Origin of the sequence: Halomonas cerina (assembly GCF_014192215.1) — a bacterium.
Classification (GTDB): domain Bacteria; phylum Pseudomonadota; class Gammaproteobacteria; order Pseudomonadales; family Halomonadaceae; genus Halomonas; species Halomonas cerina.
This window is the reverse complement of sequence record NZ_JACHXP010000010.1, coordinates 102,523-121,541: the sequence shown is the minus strand read 5'-3', so window position 1 is coordinate 121,541 and position 19,019 is coordinate 102,523. Positions and strand designations below refer to the sequence as shown.

Sequence of the window (19,019 nt, the reverse complement as noted above, 5' to 3'; positions counted from 1 at the left end):
TGGTAAGAGAAGGTGCCAACCCAACTACATGCTTGTTCGCAGGAGACTTCATGAAGCGCATGACGCGATATCTTGGCTTGTGGATGCTGCTGGCCATGACCCTGGTGATCAGCCAGGCCGCCATGGCCCGCGAGCTGCCCGATTTCACCGAACTGGTCGAAGAGGCGGCGCCGGGCGTCGTGAATATCTCCACCACTCGCCTGGTGGAAGGTCGCTCGCCCTTCCACAACTTCGGTGGGCAGGAGGTCCCCGAGATCTTCCGTCATTTCTTCGGCGATCGTTTCCCCATACCGCCGGGGAGTGGTCCGGGACGCAGCGAGGAACGCCAGTCACTAGGGTCCGGCTTCGTCATCGACGAGGACGGCTACATCATGACCAATGCCCATGTGGTCGATGGGGCCGACGAGATCGTGGTGCGGCTCAATGACCGCCGTGAGCTCCAGGCCGAGCTGGTGGGGGTCGATGCCAAGACCGATGTCGCCGTGCTCAAGGTCGATGCCGTCAACCTGCCTACCCTGGCTCTCGGTGACTCCGACGGGCTCAAGGTGGGACAGTGGGTGGCCGCCATCGGCTCGCCCTTCGGCTTCGATTACTCGGTGACCGCCGGCATCATCAGCGCCATCGATCGCACCCTGCCGCGGGACGCCTATGTGCCGTTCATCCAGACCGATGTGGCCATCAATCCGGGCAATTCCGGCGGCCCCCTGTTCAACCTCGAGGGCGAGGTGATCGGTGTCAACTCCCAGATCCTGACCCGCAGCGGCGGCTACATGGGACTCTCCTTCGCGATCCCGATCAATGTGGCCATGGACGTGGCCGATCAACTGCGCAACGAGGGCAGCGTCAGTCGCGGGTGGCTGGGCGTGATGATCCAGCCGGTCTCCCGTGACCTGGCCGAATCCTTCGGCATGGACAGCCCCAAGGGGGCCCTGATCGCCGATCTGGATCCCGACGGGCCAGCGGCCCAAGGCGGTCTGGAAGCCGGGGATATCATCCTCGAGGTCAATGGCCGTGAAGTGGCGCAGTCCAGCACGCTGCCGCGGCTGATCGGCCAGGTGGCGCCTGGCAATGAGGTGGAGCTGACCCTGCTGCGGGATGGCGAGCGTCGCGAACTCTCCGTCACGCTGGGAGACTGGCCCGAGGCACCGGGCCGGGACAGCGACCAGGACGAAAACCCGACTCGACTGGGCATCGCGGTGCAGCCCCTGCAGGAGGGCGAGCGTCGGCAACTGGGGATCGAGGCCGGGGTGCGGGTGGTCCAGATCGACCCCAATGGGGCGGCGGCCGCGGCAGGCATCCGCGCCGGTGATGTACTGGTCAGCATCGACCATCGTGCGGTGGAAAGCCCCGAGCAGCTAACCGAGCTGGTCGGCACCCTGCCGGAAGATCGGGCCGTGCCGGTGCGGCTCTATCGCGAGGGTCGGTCCCTGTTTGTGGCGATGCGGCTCTCCGACGACTGAGTGGCGTCATTTTCTTGCCGCCAGACCCGCGACCCGACGGCCCCGGCCGTCGGGTCGCTGTATCTGACCGGCGCATCTCGCTACAATGCCGCCATCTCACACGACGCGCCGACCCCTGGCCATCGACGGCATGTCCTTCAGGGCGCGGTCTCGAACCGGATTCCATTGCATGAGTAGTAAAGAAAATCGCAAAGAAATCAGCGGAATACGCAATTTTTCTATCATTGCCCACATCGATCACGGTAAGTCGACCCTGGCCGACCGCCTGATCCAGACCTGTGGCGGCCTCACCGAGCGCGAACTCAAGGAACAGGTCCTCGACTCCATGGACCTGGAGCGTGAGCGCGGCATCACCATCAAGGCCCAGTCGGTGACGCTGGACTACCATGCGGAGGATGGCAACACCTATCAGCTGAACTTCATCGATACCCCGGGCCACGTCGATTTTTCCTACGAGGTCTCCCGCTCGCTCTACGCCTGCGAGGGGGCGCTGCTGGTGGTGGATGCCGGCCAGGGCGTCGAGGCCCAGTCGGTGGCCAACTGCTACACGGCCATCGAGCAGGGGCTCGAGGTATTGCCGGTGCTCAACAAGATGGACCTGCCTCAGGCCGATCCCGACAAGGTGAGTCACGAGATCGAGGAGATCATCGGCCTGGATGCCACCGACGCCTGCCAGGTGTCGGCCAAGAGCGGCATGGGCATCGACGCGCTGCTCGAGCGTTTGGTGCGTGATATTCCACCGCCCAAGGGCGATCCAGAGGCGCCGCTGCAGGCGTTGATCATCGACTCCTGGTTCGATAACTACCTGGGCGTAGTGTCGCTGGTGCGGATCTTCGACGGTACCCTGAAAAAGGGCGAGAAGATCCGCATCAAGTCCACCGGACGCGACTGGCAGGCCAACGAGGTGGGCATCTTCACGCCGCTGCGTCGCGAGACCGACATCCTGCGGGCCGGTGAGGTGGGCTTCGTGGTGGCCGGCATCAAGGACATCCACGGCGCGCCGGTGGGGGATACCATCACCCATGCCAAGACACCCGATGTGCCGCGCCTGCCCGGTTTCCAGAAGGTCAAGCCGCAGGTCTATGCCGGCATGTTCCCGGTCAGTGCCGACGACTACGAGGACTTCCGGGATGCCCTCGAGAAGCTGGCGCTCAACGATGCGTCGCTGGAATATGAGCCGGAGAACTCCGACGCCTTGGGCTTCGGGTTCCGGGTCGGCTTCCTCGGTACCCTGCACATGGAGATCATCCAGGAGCGTCTCGAGCGCGAGTATGACCTGGACCTGCTGACCACCGCGCCGACGGTGATCTACGAGCTGGCCATGAACAACGGCGAGACACGCTATGTGGCCAATCCCTCCAAGCTGCCGGACATGGCCGACGTGGACGAGATGCGCGAGCCCATCGTGCGGGCCAGCATCCTGGTGCCCCAGGAGTTCGTCGGCAACGTCATCACCGAGTGCGAGAGCCGTCGTGGCACCCAGCTCGACATGCAATTCCTGGGCAGCCAGATCCAGCTCACCTATGAGCTGCCCATGTCCGAAGTGGTAATGGACTTCTTCGACCGGCTCAAGTCGATCTCCAAGGGGTACGCCTCGCTGGAGTATAACTTCGAGCGCTTCGAGGCCGCCCGGCTGGTGCGTTTGGACGTGCTGATTAACGGCGACCGGGTGGATGCCCTGGCAGTGATCATCCATCGCGACCATGCCCACGCCCGCGGGCGGGTGCTGGTCGAGAAGATGAAGGAGCTGATCCCGCGGCAGATGTTCGATGTCGCCATCCAGGCCGCCATCGGTGGCCAGGTGGTGGCGCGTTCCACCGTCAAGGCGTTGCGCAAGAACGTCACCGCCAAGTGCTATGGCGGCGACATCACTCGCAAGAAGAAGCTGCTCGAGAAACAGAAGGCAGGCAAGAAACGCATGAAGCAGGTCGGGCGGGTGGAGATTCCCCAGGACGCCTTTCTCGCCGTGCTCAAGGTGAACGACTAGGAAGGCGACGACATGGATTTTTCTCTTTTGCTGGTACTGGCGGTGGCCGTCACCGGGGTGGTCTGGCTGCTTGAGCTGGTCTGGTGGCGCCCGGCCCGTCGGCAGCGGCTGGTGGCGAGCACCGAGGCCGGTACGACCGAGGGTCTGGCGCCCGAGGCCCGGGAAAAGGCGCTCAAGGAGCCGTGGCCGGTGGACTATGCCCGGTCGTTCTTCCCGGTGCTGCTGGCGGTGCTGCTGTTGAGGAGCTTCCTGGTCGAACCCTTCCAGATTCCCTCCGGCTCGATGCGTCCGACCCTGGAGGTGGGGGATTTCATCCTGGTCAACAAGTTTGCCTACGGGCTGCGCCTGCCGGTGGCCAATACCAAGATCGTCGATCTCGGGGAGCCCGAACGGGGCGACGTCATGGTCTTCCGTTTCCCCGATGAGCCGTCGGTCAATTTCATCAAGCGGGTCGTGGGGTTGCCCGGTGATCGCATCCGCTACGCGGACAAGCAGCTCTTCGTCAACGGCGAGCCGGTGCCCAAGCGCCTGCTCGAGGTGGGACCGCCGAAGGCCCCCGGTGAGTTGCTGCTGGAGGAGCAGCTGGGCGAGGTGGCGCACCGAATCTACAATAATCCTCGGGATGCAGGCCCCCAAGTCCGGGAAATCATCGTTCCCGAGGGGCATTACTTCACCATGGGCGATAACCGGGATCACTCCAACGACAGTCGCTACTGGGGCTTCGTGCCGGAGGACAACATCGTCGGCAAGGCCTTCGCCGTGTGGATGCACTGGGACGGCGGGCTACCCAGCTTCACCAGCGTGCGTGGTATCCAGTGAGTGCCCGCGCTACCCCAGTCAGAATAAAGCAGGAGCTTCGTGAGCAATTCCCTTGACCTCTTCAGCCGACGCATCGGTCACCTCTTCGGTGACGCCGCCCTGCTCGAGCTGGCCATGACCCACCGCAGCTACGGCGGTCGCAACAACGAACGTCTCGAGTTCCTCGGTGACTCCATCGTCAACTTCGTGATTGCCGAGGCGCTCTACCAGCGCTTTCCCGAGGCCCGGGAGGGCCAGCTCTCGCGCCTGCGCGCCCGCCTGGTCAAGGGCCAGACGCTGGCCGAGCTGGCTCGGGAAATGGACTTCGGCACCTGCCTGCGGCTGGGGTCCGGTGAGATGAAGAGCGGTGGCCATCGGCGTGAGTCGATCCTGGCCGATGCCGTGGAGGCGGTGATCGGTGCCATCTACCTGGATGCCGGCATGGACGTGGCCCGCCATCGGGTGCTGGCCTGGTTCGCGCCGCGTCTGGAGGCGATCAACTTGCAGGACACCCAGAAGGATCCCAAGACCCGTCTGCAGGAGTTCCTGCAGTCACGCCAGGTATCGCTGCCGCGCTACGAGGTGGTCTCGGTGGAAGGCGAAGCCCATGCCCAGACTTTTACCGTCGAATGTCACGTGGAGATGCTGGAGGCGCATACCCTGGGGATCGGGTCCAGTCGTCGGCATGCCGAACAGCAGGCCGCCGAACAGGCCCTGTCTCGGCTCGAACCCGTCAAGTCCGGTACCGGGAGTCGCCCATGACGACCACCTGTGGCTTCGTGGCCATCGTCGGCCGTCCCAACGTGGGCAAGTCGACGCTGATGAATCGCATCCTCGGCCAGAAGATCTCGATCACCTCGCGTCGCCCTCAGACCACCCGTCACCAGGTGCTGGGCATCAAGACCGAGGGTGACGTCCAGGCCATCTATGTCGATACCCCCGGTATCCATCTCCTCGAGAAGGATCGCAACAAGGCCATCAACCGCTTCATGAATCAGGCGGCCACCCAGGCGCTGCGTGACGTGGACTGCGTGGTCTTCATCATCGACCGGACCCGCTGGACCGCCGAGGACCAGGTCGTCCTCGAACGGCTCGCCCACGTCAAGGCGCCGGTGATCCTGGCCGTCAACAAGGTCGACCGGCTGGCCGACAAGGCAAGCCTGCTGCCCTGGCTGGAGGACGTCGGGGCACGCCGCGATTTCGCCGCCATCGTGCCGATCGCCGCCAAGCAGGGTACCAACGTGCCGGAACTCGAGGCGGAGGTGGCCAAATATCTGCCCGAGAGCATCCACTATTTCCCCGAGGATCAGGTCACCGACAAAAGCCAGCGCTTCCTGGCGGCCGAACTGGTGCGCGAGAAGGTCATGCGCCAGCTCGGCGACGAGCTGCCGTATCAGATGACGGTGGAGATCGAAGAGTTCCGGGATGAGGGACGTGTGGTGCATATCAGCGCCTTGATCCTGGTCGAGCGCCCGGGGCAGAAGAAGATCCTCATCGGCGATAGCGGCGAGCGCATCAAGAAGATCGGCCGCGAGGCCCGACTCGACATGGAGCGGGCACTGGGCAGCAAGGTGATGCTTAACCTCTGGGTCAAGGTCAAGCGTGGCTGGTCCGACGACGAGCGGGCGTTAAAGAGCCTCGGCTACGACCTGGACTGAGCGGGCGAGCGCCAGGCGACGAGCCGTAGGCCGGATAAGCCCGCGCAGCGGGCGCATCCGGCTTTCTGATGCGCCACGAGCCAGAATCGGTGGATGCGCTAACGCTTATCCACCCTACCTGGCTTGGCCGCTTGCCGAAGGATCGATCATGCAACCCCAGCCAGCCTTCCTGCTGCACAAGCGCCCCTATCGCGAGACCAGCGCCCTGGTCGAGCTGCTGACCCTCGAGCATGGCCGGGTGAGGGCCGTGGCCCAGGGCATTCAGCGACCCGGCAGCCGAGCGCGAGCGCGGTTGCAGCCGTTCGCGCCGCTCTACCTGACCTGGCAGGGCGAGGGCGAACTCAAGCGGTTACGGCTGATGGAGAGCCGTGGTGCGACGGCCCTGCTGGCCGGTGAGGGGCTGCTCTGTGGCCTCTACGCCAACGAGTTGCTGGCACGCCTGCTGCCGGTGGAGTTGCCGGTGGACGAGGTGTTCGCCTATTACGCGGCGACCCTCGAGGCCCTGCCGCGTCCCGATGCGCGCGCCCTGGCGTTACGACGCCTTGAACTCGCGCTGCTCGAGGCCCTGGGCGCCGAGCCGCGCTTCTGCGGTCCGTCGGGCCAGGCCCTGGACCCCCAGCAGCGCTATGTCTTCGAGGCAGCGTCGCGGGCGTTCGTTCCCGGCCGGCCCGGTATCGACGGCCGCACGCTGCGGCTGCTGGCCGCCGATGGCTGGGGAGCGCCCGGGCTCGCGGGGCCGGCCAAGGCCGTGACGCGAGCCGCCCTGGCGGCGCTGCTCGGCAGCCGGCCGTTACGCTCGCGGGAGATGATGCGCCAGCTGGCCGAGCGGCGCCGTGCCCGCCAAGCTTGAAGAGCGGCGCTTCGCACCTGGAAGAATGAAGAAAATCCAATATCCTTGTTTCCATCTTCCATCTTCCATCTTCCATCTTCCATCTTCCATCTTCCGTATTCCGTCTACAAGGAGAGCCTCATGCATCCCCCGCGCATCCTGCTCGGTGTCAACATCGATCATATTGCTACCCTTCGTCAGGCCCGCGGCACCCGCTATCCGGACCCGGTTCAGGCGGCGCTGCTGGCCGAGGAGGCCGGTGCCGATGGCATCACCGTGCACCTGCGAGAGGACCGTCGGCATATCCAGGAGCGCGATGTCCGGCTGCTGGACGAGGTGCTCACGACCCGCATGAACCTCGAGATGGCGGTGACCGAGGAGATGCTCGCCTTCGCCGAAAAGATCCGGCCGGCCCATGTCTGCCTGGTGCCCGAGAAACGCGAGGAGCTGACCACCGAAGGCGGTCTCGACGTGGTCGGCAGCCTCGATGCCGTGGTCGCGGCCTGTCGCCGCCTGGCCGTGGCGGGCTGCGAGGTGTCGCTGTTCATCGACCCGGAACCGGCGCAGATCGAGGCCGCCGTGACCGCCGGTGCCCCGGTCATCGAGTTGCACACCGGGGCCTATGCCGAGGCGAGGGGGGAGGCGGCGGCCCTCGAACATGCGCGCCTGTCCGCGGCGGTGGAGATGGCCGCCGACCTTGGCCTGACGGTCAATGCCGGTCATGGCTTGCACTATCACAATGTCGAGGCGATCGCCGCGATTCCGGGACTGCATGAACTCAATATCGGTCACGGGATCATCGCCCGGGCGCTGTTCGTCGGGCTCAAGGAGGCGGTGGCCGAAATGAAGCGCCTGGCGATCGCCGGTCAGGAAGCGGGTCTGCTGGCTGCCCTCGACGAGCATGACCATGGCCACCCGCATGCCGCGCCGGAACACGTCGATCGATGATCATCGGGGTCGGCACCGACATCGCGCGGATCCCGCGCTTCGCGCTCGCCCTGTCGCGACATGGCGAGCGGTTTGCCGAGCGTCTGCTGGGGGAGGTGGAGCGGGACCGTCTCGAGGGACAGGCGCTGCCGGCCGCCTACCTGGCCAAGCGCTTCGCCGCCAAGGAGGCGTTCGTCAAGGCGCTGGGGACCGGGCTGCGTCGCGGCATGCGTTGGACGGAGATCCAGGTGGTCAACGATGCCTTGGGCCGGCCCTCGCTGGTGCTCTCCGGCAAGGCCCATGAGCTGGCGATGGCCGCCGGGGTGACATCGGTTCACCTGTCACTGACCGACGAGGAGACCCTGGCGGTCGCGTTTGTCGTGCTCGAGGGCTGAGCCGTCTGCCAGGCCTGTACCTCCCTCATGGCCGTGAAGAGATCCTCCAGCCGTGCGGTCATGGCATGCATGCCGCTGGCGCGCAGGCGGGTCTCCAGCGTCTCGGCCAGCAGGCCGAGGCGCGGCACGCCGCAGTAGCGGCAGGCCCCGTTCAGGGCATGTAGCGCATCGAGCAGGGCGTGGTCATCCTGGCGGTCGACCGCCGTGCGGATGGCCGCCTCGCTGTCGCCGAGCGAGGCGGCGAGCCCAGCCAGCAATTCCTGGGCCAGAGCCTCACGACCGCCGGCCAGCCGGGTGCCGAGGGTCAGATCGACCACGGGCAGCTCCGTTTCCGCCACCCTGTCGACCGGCGCATCGCTGGCCGGCGGGACGGGCCGCTCGGTCCCCGCCAGGGTCACTCCCAGATGATGTTGCAGCAGCCGCGTCAGCTGCCGGTGGTCCAGGGGCTTGGCGAGGGCATCGTCGAAGCCGGCCTCCCTGAGCTCATGGCGCCTCTCCCTCGGTACATGGGCGGTGACGGCAATGATTGGCAGCGTCTGCCAGCATCCCTCGAGCCGGCGTAGCGCGCGTGTCGTGGCGATGCCGTCGAGCCCCGGCATGCGGATGTCGATGAGCACCATGTCGAAGGCCTGATCCCGGGCCAGAGCCAGCGCCTCCTCGCCGCTGGCGGCGAGCGTGACCTCGAGGCCGGGACCCTCGAGCATGGCCTGCAGCAGCCGGCGGTTGGTGTCGGTATCATCCACGACCAGCAGCCGAGTGGTATCGGTGGGTGTCGGCAGGCGGGGGCGGGAGAACTCGCGACGCTGACGTTGCAGGGCTCTGAACAGGGCCGCGCGTGATAGCGGCTTGCCCAGCACCTCGCCGCCGTGAGGCAGGGAGAACTCGGGCAGGTCCAGGGGGGGCGTATTCACCAGCAGCAGGGCGGGGCAGCCCAGCCGGTCGAGTCGCTGCTGCAGGGCGGCGAGGCGTGCCTCGGCGAGTTCCTCGGCCCCTGGGGCCATCAGGAGAAAGGACGGCATGCAGGTCCCCTCGGCGGGGTGGTCACGGTCGATGACCTGGGCGCCCCAGCGGGTCAGCAGGTGTCGCAGCGCCCACCGGGTGGGGGCATGGGGTTCCTCCAGCAGGATCTGCTCGCCATCCAGAAACATCTCGGGCGGGGGCGGCTCGCCCTCATGCCCTTCCAGCATCAGCGTGAAGAAGAAGGTCGTGCCCTGGCCGGGCGTGCTCGTCACGCCGATCTCGCCACCCATCTGCTCGACCAGCTGGCGGCTGATGGCCAGCCCCAGGCCTGTGCCGCCGAACTTGCGTGAATGGCTGGCCTCGGCCTGACGGAAGGCCTGGAAGAGTCGCTGGCGCGCCTGCTCCGTCATCCCAATGCCGGAGTCGCTGACGGTGATCCGCAGGACAATGCGCCCGGGTCGAGCCTGTTCGACCATCACCCGCACGATGACCTCGCCATGGTCGGTAAACTTGACGGCGTTGTTGACCAGGTTGGTTAACACCTGGCGAATGCGCAGCGGGTCGCCACGCAGGGTGGGAGGCACGTCATCGTAGACCAGGCCTAGCAACTGAAGATCCTTTTGCTGGGCCAGCGGGGCTTGCAGGCCCAGCACCTCGTCGACCAAGGCGACCATGTCCAGCGGCGTTGACTCGAGCTCCATGCAGCCGGCCTCGATCTTGGAATAGTCGAGGATGTCATTGACCAGCATCAACAGGGTGTCGCAGGCCCGCTGGACGTGCTCCAACCACTCGCGCTGGCGAGGCTCGAGGCGTGAACGCCCGAGCAGCCGGCAGAAGCCGGCGATGCCATTGAGGGGGGTGCGGATCTCGTGGCTCATGTTGGCCAGGAACGCCGACTCGGCCCGATTGGCCTCCAGGGCGCGACGATGGACGAGGTCCAGCTCGATGTTCTGGACCTCGATGGTCTCCATGGCCGTCTGAAGCTCGTTCGTGACTTGGGTGATCCGCGCTTCCAGGTCGTCGCGGGCCGCTACCTGATGATCAGCCAGCCGGTTGATCCGGTGGGTCAGGGCCGCGAGTTCGGGCTCCACGGGGGCCGGTAGGTGAGCCGGCGGGATGCCGGATGTCAGCTGATCCAGCATCCGGCAGGTCTCCTCGAGGGGTTGGGTCAGGTGCCGCATCCAGGCGAAGGTCACCCCGAACAGCAGCAGTCCGGCCAGCAGCAACGCCAGTGCGCCGATGGCCAGGTGCTGGTAGTGGGCCAGCATCAGGGAGGAGGCATCGATGTCCAGCGTCAGCCAGGCCCCGGATGCCAGAGGCAGCGGGGTTTGCAGGATCCACTGGCGACCGCGATCGATCCAGCGTAGGGTGCCGTCGGCGGGCGGCGACGGCAGGTCACGCGCCGTCCCCAGTTCCAGCAGGGTGGCCTTTCCGTCGACCTGCACGCTGACGCCGCGAACAGGGGCGAGCGCGAGCAGCCGCCCGGCGAGTGGGGCCAGGGCGTCGTGGTCGCCATCGGCCAGCGCCGTCCCGAGGCTCGGGGCAAGCAGGTCGGCGGACTGCGTCAGATGCGTCTCGAGGGCCGTACGCTCACGCTGCCCTGCCAGTACCAGCACCACGCCGATCACCATGGCCAGCAGGAGAAGCGGCAATACCAGGTTCGTCAGCATCAGGCGAGTCTTCAAGGTCATGCGGCTGGCTCTTCGGGTCAGGAGGCGCGGCCAGTATGCCACAGGGCGGGACGATGCCTGTCCACACCGGGCGCCCCCGGATATAATGGCGAAAAGACGTTTCCACAAGGAAGGTTGCATGCATTTCCCCACCCTCGAGGAGACCGTCGGCCAGACGCCGCTGGTCCGTCTGAAGCGTATCACGGCCGGGCGGGGCAATAGCCTGCTCGCCAAGCTGGAGGGTAACAACCCGGCCGGGTCCGTGAAGGATCGTCCGGCACTGTCGATGCTCGAGCAGGCCGAGGTACGCGGCGAGATCGCGCCGGGCGATACCCTCATCGAGGCAACCTCCGGCAATACCGGCATCGCCCTGGCCATGGCCGCTGCCATCACCGGCTATCGGATGGTGCTGATCATGCCGGAGAGTGCCTCCAGCGAACGCAAGCAGGCTATGGCCGCTTATGGTGCCAAACTCATCGAGGTCAGCAAGGAAGGGGGCATGGAGGAGGCACGCGACCTGGCCGAGGCGATGATCGCCCGCGGCGAGGGCAAGCCCCTCAACCAGTTCGCCAATCCCGATAATCCCCTGGCCCACTACCGGACCACCGGACCGGAGCTGTGGGAGCAGACCGGCGGTACCATTACCCACTTCATCAGCTCCATGGGGACCACCGGCACCATCATGGGGGTGTCGCGCTACCTCAAAGAGCGCAATCCCGCGGTGCAGATCATCGGCCTGCAACCCGAGGATGGTGCCAGTATCGCCGGCATCCGCCGCTGGCCGGAGGGGTATCTGCCGAGCATCTTCGAGGCGGCGCGGGTCGATCGTATCCTGGATATCGGCCAGCACGAGGCCGAGACGCATATGCGACGCCTGGCCCGGGAGGAGGGCATCCTGGCCGGGGTCTCCTCCGGCGGGGCCCTGGCCGGTGCCTTGCGCATTGCCGCCGAGGCCGAGAACGCGGTGATCGCCTTCATCGTCTGTGACCGCGGTGACCGCTACCTCTCCACCGGCCTGTTTGCCCCGGAGGTCTGAAATGGCCATGCTGGGTAAGCGTCGTCCGCCGCGTTTGCGGTCGGGCGTCTCGGGACTACAGGGCCGTGGTGATGCACGCCGCTCCCAGCCGGTGGCGGTGGACGAGGAAGAGGGAAGCGTCGAGATCCAAAGCCTCGCCCATGACGGGCGCGGTGTGGCGCGCACCGCTGCCGGCAAGACGGTATTCGTCGAGGGAGCGCTACCGGGGGAGCGGGTGCGCATCGCTGTGCACCGTACCCGCCAGCGGTTCGACGAGGCCCATGTCCGCGAGCTCATCACGTCGTCCCAGGAGCGTGCCACGCCACCCTGCGCCCATTACGGCACTTGCGGGGGCTGTGACCTCCAGCACCTGGCCGTCCCGGCGCAGCGGCGCCACAAAACCGAGGTGCTGCGTGAGCTGCTGGCGCGTCAGGGGATCGCACTCGAGGCATCTTTGGCCCTGCTGCACCGGGCGAGCGAGGGCTACCGGCGGCGTGCCCGGCTGGGGGTCCGGGTCGATGGCGAGGGCCGTGTGCACCTCGGCTTCCGCGCTCGGCACCAGCATCGCCTGGTCGATATCGGCGACTGCCCCGTGCTGGTGCCGTCGCTGTCTCGCCTGCTCGTCCCCCTGCACTCGCTGGTGGCAAGCCTCGACGCCCCGCGTCATGTCGGCCACCTCGAGCTGCTAGAGAGCGATCAGGGGGTGAGCCTGGTAGTCCGCCAACTGCGCGAGCACGATGCCGATACTCGTCGCTGGCGGGCCTTCGCCGAGGCGCAGGGAATGCACCTGGGCCGCTGGCTCGGTCGCGAGGCGCCGGCCTTCGAGTGGCTGACCCAGGCGCCTGCGCTCAGCTGCCGACTGCCGGCCGGCGAGCAGGAACTGACCCTCGGTTTCGCCCCCGGCGACTTCCTCCAGGCCAACGAAGCCGTCAACCGTGAGATGGTGTCCACGGCCCGGACCTGGCTCACCCCGCTGCCCGAGCGCGTACTGGATCTCTTCGCCGGGGTGGGCAACTTCAGCCTGCCCCTGGCCGCCGGCGGGGCCCGGGTCACTGCAGTGGAAGGCAGCCCCGCCATGGTCGAGCGCCTCGCCGACAATGCGTGCCGAAACGGTCTCGACGTGGGCGCGCGGCAGGCAGACCTGAACGACCCGACGGCGATCCGGCCCCTGCTGGAGACGGTTTCTCCCGGGTGCGTCGTGCTCGACCCGCCCCGGAGCGGGGCGGAGGCCGTCTGTCACCAGCTGGCGGCCCATCCGGTGGCTCAGGTGCTCTATGTCGCCTGTGACCCGGCAACCCTGGCGCGGGATGTGGCATGCCTTGTGCATGGCGGGTATCGCGTCGTGCGTGCCGCGGTAGCGGACATGTTCGTGCACACTTCACACTTGGAAGCCATGCTGCTGCTCGAGCACCCGACGCCGGTGCGGCAGCATCAAGGAGCATCCCTCGATGGTTAAAGTGCGTGAAGACCAGCCGTTGACCCGGGACGGGACGGTGGATATCGACCGCTGGGTGGCGCGCCTGCAGGAAGATGCCAAGCTGCGGGATCCCGGTGAGCTGCACGAGGCTTGCGAGCTTGCCCAGCGGCTGGAGCTGGAGTCGGACCGGCCCCACAAGGCCTGGCTCAAGGACGGGTCAAGCTTTCGCATGGGCCTGGAAATGGCCGACATCCTTGGTGAGCTCAAGCTCGACCAGCCGGCGCTGGAGGCCGCCGTCCTCTACCGCGCCGTCCGCGAGAAGCTGATCGACCTCGACGCCGTGGAGACGCGCTTCGGCGCCGAGGTCGCCCGCCTGATCGACGGGGTGCTGCAGATGGCGGCCATCAGTACCTCTCAGACCCCGAGCCAGGGCCTCGTCCAGCACGATCAGCAGGATAACCTGCGCAAGATGCTGGTCAACCTGATCGACGACGTGCGGGTCGCGCTGATCAAGATCGCCGAGCGGACCTGCGCCCTGCGTCAGGTCCGCGACGCCCCTCGGGAGAAGCGCCTGCAGGTGGCCCGGGAGGTCTTCGACATCTATGCACCGCTCGCCCATCGGCTGGGCATCGGCCAGCTCAAGTGGGAACTCGAGGATCTCTCCTTCCGCTACCTGCACGAGGAGGAGTACAAGACCATCGCCCGGCAGTTGGCCGAGAAGCGCCTGGATCGCGACCGCTACATCCACGACGTGGTGGAAACCCTCAAGTCGCTGATGGCCGCCCAGGGCATTCATCGCTTCCAGGTGGATGGCCGGGCAAAGCACATCTACTCCATCTGGCGCAAGATGAAGCGCAAGCGCATCGATTTTTCCCAGGTGCACGATATCCGGGCGGTGCGCATCCTGGTGCCCGAGGTGGCGGATTGCTATACGGTGCTGGGGATCGTCCACTCCCGCTGGCACCACGTGCCCAACGAGTTCGACGACTACATCGCCAATCCCAAGAAGAACGGCTACCAATCGCTGCATACCGCGGTGATCGGCCCCGAGAACAAGGTGCTGGAGATCCAGATTCGCACCTTCGCCATGCACGAGGAGGCCGAACTTGGGGTGTGCGCCCACTGGCGCTACAAGGGCCACGATACCAGCGCCCGCAGCGCCAGCTATGAGGAGAAGATCGCCTGGCTGCGCCAGGTACTCGAGTGGCACGAGGAGGTCGGTGACTTCGGTGACCTGCGTGAGGGCCTGTCCAGCGACGTGGCGCCGGATCGCATCTATGTCTTCACCCCGGACGGCCATGTCATCGACCTGCCGCGTATCGCCACGCCCATCGACTTCGCCTATCGCGTGCATACCGAGGTGGGACACCGCTGCCGGGGCGCCAAGGTCAATGGGCGGATCGTGCCGCTGACCTACCGGCTCAAGACCGGTCAGCAGGTGGAGATCCTCACCGCCCGCAAGGGCGGCCCCAGCCGTGACTGGCTCAATCCCAGCCTAGGCTATGTCCGCACCTCCCGGGCCCGGGCCAAGATCCAGTCGTGGTTCAAGCACCAGGCTCGGGATCGCAACCTCGAGGAGGGGCGGGCACTGTTCGAGCGCGAGATGAAGCGGCTCGATGTGGAGGGCATGGACCTCACCACCCTGGCCCACAAGGTCAACTACGCCACCCCGGACGACATGTATGCGGCCTTGGGGGCCGGGGACCTGCGCATCGGTCAGGTGCTGCACCAAGCCCAGCAGCTGTTCGGCGAGACCGATGATCAGGAGCAGCTCGACCGCCTGCTGGCCAAGCCGCGCCGGTCGGCCGGCAAGGGCAGTGGCAGTGACATCACCGTGCTGGGCGTGGGCAACCTCAAGACCAGCATGGCCAACTGCTGTCATCCGGTGCCCGGGGAGCCCATCGTCGGCTTCATCACTCAGGGGCGCGGCGTCACTGTGCATCGCCAGGACTGCCCCAATATCCTGCAGCTGCGCATGGAAGAGCCCCAGCGCATCATCGAGGTGGAATGGGGGGAGCGGTCCCGCACCCAGTATCCGGTCGAGATCGAGATCCAGGCCTGGGATCGTTCCGGCCTGTTGCGCGATGTCACCGGGGTGCTGAGCAACGAGAAGGTCAATGTGCTGGCGGTCAACACACTCACCGACACCGATGACGGCATCGCTCGCCTGGCCATCACCCTGGAGGTGGATGGCCTCGAGACCCTGGGGCGGCTCTTCTCGCGCATCCAGCAGCTGCCCAACGTCATCGAGGTGCGTCGCCTGCGCACCGGGGGCGGCAAGGGCAAGCGCAAACGCCGGGGCAAGAGGAACACGACTTGAGCCAGACCCGCTATGACCTCGACGATCTGCTGACCCTGATGGCGGTACTGCGCGATCCCGAGCGGGGCTGCCCCTGGGACGTACAGCAGGACTGGGGCTCCATCGTCCCCCATACCCTGGAGGAGGCCTACGAGGTGGCCGATGCCATCGAGCGGCGGGCCTTCGACGAGCTGCCCGGCGAGCTCGGCGACCTGCTGTTCCAGGTGGTGTACTACAGCCAGTTCGCCGCCGAGGAGGGGCGCTTCGACTTCCATGACGTGGTGCACACCCTGACCGACAAGATGCTGCGCCGTCATCCGCATGTCTTTCCCGAGGGCACGTTGGGCTCGCGCCGCACAGGCATGAGCGCCGCGGAGGTGGAAACCCGCCAGGTGCACTCCCGCTGGGAGGCCCTCAAGGCCGAGGAGCGCGCGAGGCGCGCCGCCGGCCAGGCGACGCCGCCTTCGGTGCTCGATGAGGTGCCGCATACCCTGCCGGCGCTTTCCCGGGCGGCCAAGCTCTCCAAGCGCGCCGCACGGGTTGGCTTCGACTGGCCCGATACGCGGGGCGTGATCGCCAAGGTCCGCGAGGAACTCGAGGAAGTGGAAGCGGCGCTGGCCGAGGGCGACCGCGACCACGCCGCCGAGGAAGTCGGCGACCTGCTGTTCGCCGTGACCAACCTGGCACGCACCCTCAAGGCCGATCCCGAACAGTGCCTGCGGGCCACCAATGCCCGTTTCGAGCGCCGCTTTCGCCACGTGGAGGCGGCGCTCGCCGCCGAGGGGACACCGCTCCCCGAGGCCGGGCTGGCGCGTCTGGAGCGCCACTGGCAGGCGGCCAAGCAGCACGATGACACCTCCACTTCGCCACCGCCGCAAGGAGACTCCCGGCCATGAGTCACGATCTGCACGAATCGCTACGCGACAATGTTCGTATCCTGGGTGATAGCCTCGGGCGCACCATCGCCGACGACCTCGGCAAGGAGTTCGTCGACCGCATCGAGACCATCCGAGCGTTGGCCAAGAGTGGTCGCCAGCGCGAGGCCGGCAGTCATGGCCAACTGATCGAGTACTTGCGCCACCTGTCGGACAGCGATCTGCTGCCGGTGACCCGGGCCTTCAACCAGTTCCTCAACCTGGCCAATATCGCCGAGCAGCACTACCGGGCTCGCTTTCGCCGCGTCGAGGACTACAAGCCGGGAACCCAGCCGGTGCTAGGTGAACTGCTCGAACGGGCCCGGGAAGCCGGGCATTCGCCGCGCAGGCTGGTGGAGAGCCTGGCCGACATGCGGGTAGAACTGGTGCTGACCGCGCACCCCACCGAGGTCATCCGCCGCACCCTGATCCAGAAATACGATGCCATCCATGACTGCCTGACCGCCATCGAATCCTCCGACGATTATCCGGAGCGCGGGGCACGCGCCCAGGGGCGTCTGGAGGAGCTGATCAGCCAGGCGTGGCACACCGACGAGATCCGCCATGAGCGCCCGACTCCGGTGGACGAGGCCAAGTGGGGCTTCGCGGTGATCGAGAACTCCCTGTGGCAGGCGGTTCCCGATTTCCATCGTGACCTGGACAACCTGCTACTGGAGACGGCCGGTGAACGGCTGCCGCTGGATGCCGCGCCGATCCGCTTCGCCTCCTGGATGGGCGGCGACCGGGATGGCAACCCCAATGTCACCGCCAAGGTGACCCGGGAGGTGCTGCTGCTGGGGCGCTGGATGGCCGCCGACCTCTATCTGCGTGACCTGGAGCAGCTCAAGGCCGAGCTCTCGATGTGGAAGGCCAACAGCGCCCTCAAGGCCGAGGTGGGTGAGGTGGCCGAGCCCTATCGTGAGCTGCTCAAGCGCCTGCTGGCCCGGGTCGAGGCCACGCGGGACTGGGCCAAGGCCCAGCTCGATGGCAGGGAGCATGACGGCGGTCCCGTTATCGAGACCCGTGAGCAGCTGTATGCCCCGCTGCTGGCCTGCTATCGCTCGCTGTGCGATGCGGGGCTAGACACCATCGCCAACGGGGTACTGCTCGACACCCTGAGACGCGTGGCGGTGTTCGGCGTGACCCTGACCAAGCTCGACCTGCGCCAGGAGGCCGGCCGTCACGAGCAGGTCATGGATGAGCTCACCGATGATCTGGGGTTCGGCCACTATCGCGAGTGGAGCGAGGCGCAGCGCCAGGAGTTCCTGCTGGCCGAGCTGGCCTCCCGGCGTCCTCTGATTCCTCGCCGCTGGGAGTGTTCCACCGAGACCCGCGAGGTAATCGACACCTTCCGGGTGATCGCCGGCGAGCATCGCGAGGCGCTAGGCACCTACATCATTTCCATGGCCGCGCAGCCGTCCGACGTGCTTACCGTGGCGCTGCTGATGAAGGAGGTGGGCGGCAGCGTCAGCTTGCCGATCGCGCCGCTGTTCGAGACCCTGGATGACCTCAACCGGGCCGGCGATGTCATCAACCAGCTGCTGGACCTGCCGGGCTACCGGGTCCTGACAGGGGATCGCCAGGAGGTGATGATCGGCTACTCGGATTCCGCCAAGGATGCCGGCCAGCTGGCCGCCGCCTGGGCCCAGTACCGCGCCCAGGAGACCCTGGTGAAGGTCTGCCGGCGTCACGGCGTCGACCTGACTCTCTTCCACGGTCGCGGCGGCACGGTCGGCCGTGGTGGCGGCCCCGCCCATGCGGCCATCCTCTCCCAGCCGCCGGGCTCGGTGAACGGCAGCCTGCGGGTCACCGAACAGGGCGAGATGATCCGTTTCAAGTTTGGCCAGCCCGAGATCGCCCTGCGCTCCATGGAGATCTACGCCTGCGCGGTGCTCGAGGCCTCGCTGCTGCCGCCACCGTCGCCACGGCCCGAGTGGCGCGACGAGATGGACCGCCTGGCCGAGGTGGCCCACGAGGCCTATGTCAAGGTGGTGCGCCAGGATCCGGACTTCGTGCCCTACTTCCGGGCGGTGACGCCCGAGGGGGCGCTGGGGCGTCTGCCACTGGGGTCGCGCCCTGCCAAGCGTCGCCAGGATGGGGGCGTGGAAACCCTGAGGGCGATTCCCTGGATCTTCGCCTGGACGCAGACCCGCCTGATGTTGCCGGCCTGGCTCGGCAGCGGCGAGGCCTTCACCCGCCGCCTCGACGAAGAGGGCGGACTGGAGAGGCTTCAGGAAATGCGCGAGCAGTGGCCCTTCTTCGGGACCTACCTGGACATGCTGGAGATGCTGCTGGCCAAGGCCGACGTGGATATCGCCGCCTACTATGAACACCGGCTGGTGGACGAGCCGGCCCTGGAGGAACTGGGCCGGCGTCTGCGCGAGCGTTTCGAGCATCTCCATGCCTCGGTCCTGCAGATCCTCGACCAGGGGGAGCTGCTCGAGAACACGCCCCTGATCCGCCAGGCGATCGAGGTCCGCAATCCCTATATCGATCCGCTGCACGGCCTGCAGGCCGAGCTCCTCCAGCGTAACCGCGATGCCGACGGCGCGATCAGCGCGGACCTTTCCCGGGCGCTGATGGTGACCATGGCGGGCATCGCCGCGGGCCTGCGCAATACCGGCTAAGTTGTACCCGCGGCAAGCGCGTCAACATCGGCGCGCGAGTTTCCACGCCCTTCCCCGTCGCGT

Annotated in this window: 14 protein-coding genes; 13 read left to right on the top strand and 1 reads right to left on the bottom strand. The window is 66.8% G+C overall.

From position 1 onward, the window contains the following. The first annotated feature begins 50 nt into the window (after nt 1–50). The 8 genes from FHR94_RS11485 to FHR94_RS11450 all read left to right on the top strand — a co-directional run bounded on the left by FHR94_RS11485 (nt 51) and on the right by FHR94_RS11450 (nt 8,054). Entirely contained in the window at nt 51–1,460 is a 1,410-nt protein-coding gene (locus tag FHR94_RS11485) for a DegQ family serine endoprotease (protein ID WP_183325857.1), read from the top strand. Between the two features lie 169 nt (nt 1,461–1,629). Continuing rightward, entirely contained in the window at nt 1,630–3,447 is a 1,818-nt protein-coding gene (lepA, locus tag FHR94_RS11480) for a translation elongation factor 4 (protein ID WP_183325856.1), read from the top strand. 12 nt (nt 3,448–3,459) lie between these two features. After that, nucleotides 3,460–4,266, top strand: a complete 807-nt coding sequence (gene lepB / locus FHR94_RS11475) for a signal peptidase I (protein ID WP_183325855.1) — start codon at nt 3,460–3,462, stop codon at nt 4,264–4,266. 39 nt (nt 4,267–4,305) lie between these two features. Next, nucleotides 4,306–5,007: a ribonuclease III gene (rnc, locus tag FHR94_RS11470; RefSeq protein ID WP_183325854.1), complete on the top strand. Its 702-nt coding sequence runs from the start codon at nt 4,306–4,308 to the stop codon at nt 5,005–5,007. After that, the gene (era, locus tag FHR94_RS11465; RefSeq protein WP_183325853.1) at nt 5,004–5,903 is read left to right on the top strand and encodes a GTPase Era; all 900 of its coding nucleotides are present in this window, start codon (nt 5,004–5,006) and stop codon (nt 5,901–5,903) included. Before rnc ends, era begins: the two co-directional genes overlap by 4 nt. Nucleotides 5,904–6,051: 148 nt before the next feature. Beyond that, the gene (gene recO, locus FHR94_RS11460; RefSeq protein WP_183325852.1) at nt 6,052–6,753 is read left to right on the top strand and encodes a DNA repair protein RecO; all 702 of its coding nucleotides are present in this window, start codon (nt 6,052–6,054) and stop codon (nt 6,751–6,753) included. Nucleotides 6,754–6,873: 120 nt separating this feature from the next. Next, complete coding sequence (gene pdxJ, locus FHR94_RS11455; protein ID WP_183325851.1) at nt 6,874–7,680, top strand: pyridoxine 5'-phosphate synthase; 807 nt, start codon at nt 6,874–6,876, stop codon at nt 7,678–7,680. After that, entirely contained in the window at nt 7,677–8,054 is a 378-nt protein-coding gene (locus FHR94_RS11450) for a holo-ACP synthase (RefSeq protein WP_183325850.1), read from the top strand. Before pdxJ ends, FHR94_RS11450 begins: the two co-directional genes overlap by 4 nt. Here the strand turns inward: FHR94_RS11450 and FHR94_RS11445 are convergent. Next, nucleotides 7,994–10,705 (bottom strand): ATP-binding protein, encoded by a 2,712-nt coding sequence (locus FHR94_RS11445; RefSeq protein ID WP_183325849.1) that lies wholly within the window; start codon nt 10,703–10,705, stop codon nt 7,994–7,996. The two genes, FHR94_RS11450 and FHR94_RS11445, sit on opposite strands and share 61 nt — an antisense overlap. A gap of 118 nt (nt 10,706–10,823) precedes the next feature. Here FHR94_RS11445 and cysM point away from each other — a divergent pair, with 118 nt between their 5' ends. From cysM to ppc, 5 genes are read left to right on the top strand one after another with little or no spacing between them, the layout of a single operon-like run. Then, nucleotides 10,824–11,720: a cysteine synthase CysM gene (cysM, locus tag FHR94_RS11440; protein ID WP_183325848.1), complete on the top strand. Its 897-nt coding sequence runs from the start codon at nt 10,824–10,826 to the stop codon at nt 11,718–11,720. Nucleotide 11,721: 1 nt separating this feature from the next. Then, nucleotides 11,722–13,155 (top strand): TRAM domain-containing protein, encoded by a 1,434-nt coding sequence (locus FHR94_RS11435; RefSeq protein WP_183325847.1) that lies wholly within the window; start codon nt 11,722–11,724, stop codon nt 13,153–13,155. Then, on the top strand, nt 13,148–15,436 hold the full coding sequence (gene relA, locus FHR94_RS11430; protein ID WP_183325846.1) for a GTP diphosphokinase: 2,289 nt from the start codon (nt 13,148–13,150) through the stop codon (nt 15,434–15,436). Before FHR94_RS11435 ends, relA begins: the two co-directional genes overlap by 8 nt. Further along, entirely contained in the window at nt 15,433–16,311 is an 879-nt protein-coding gene (mazG, locus tag FHR94_RS11425) for a nucleoside triphosphate pyrophosphohydrolase (protein WP_183325845.1), read from the top strand. Before relA ends, mazG begins: the two co-directional genes overlap by 4 nt. Beyond that, nucleotides 16,308–18,956 (top strand): phosphoenolpyruvate carboxylase, encoded by a 2,649-nt coding sequence (ppc, locus tag FHR94_RS11420; protein WP_183325844.1) that lies wholly within the window; start codon nt 16,308–16,310, stop codon nt 18,954–18,956. The genes mazG and ppc overlap by 4 nt, the downstream gene beginning before the upstream one ends. Nucleotides 18,957–19,019 lie beyond the last annotated feature (63 nt).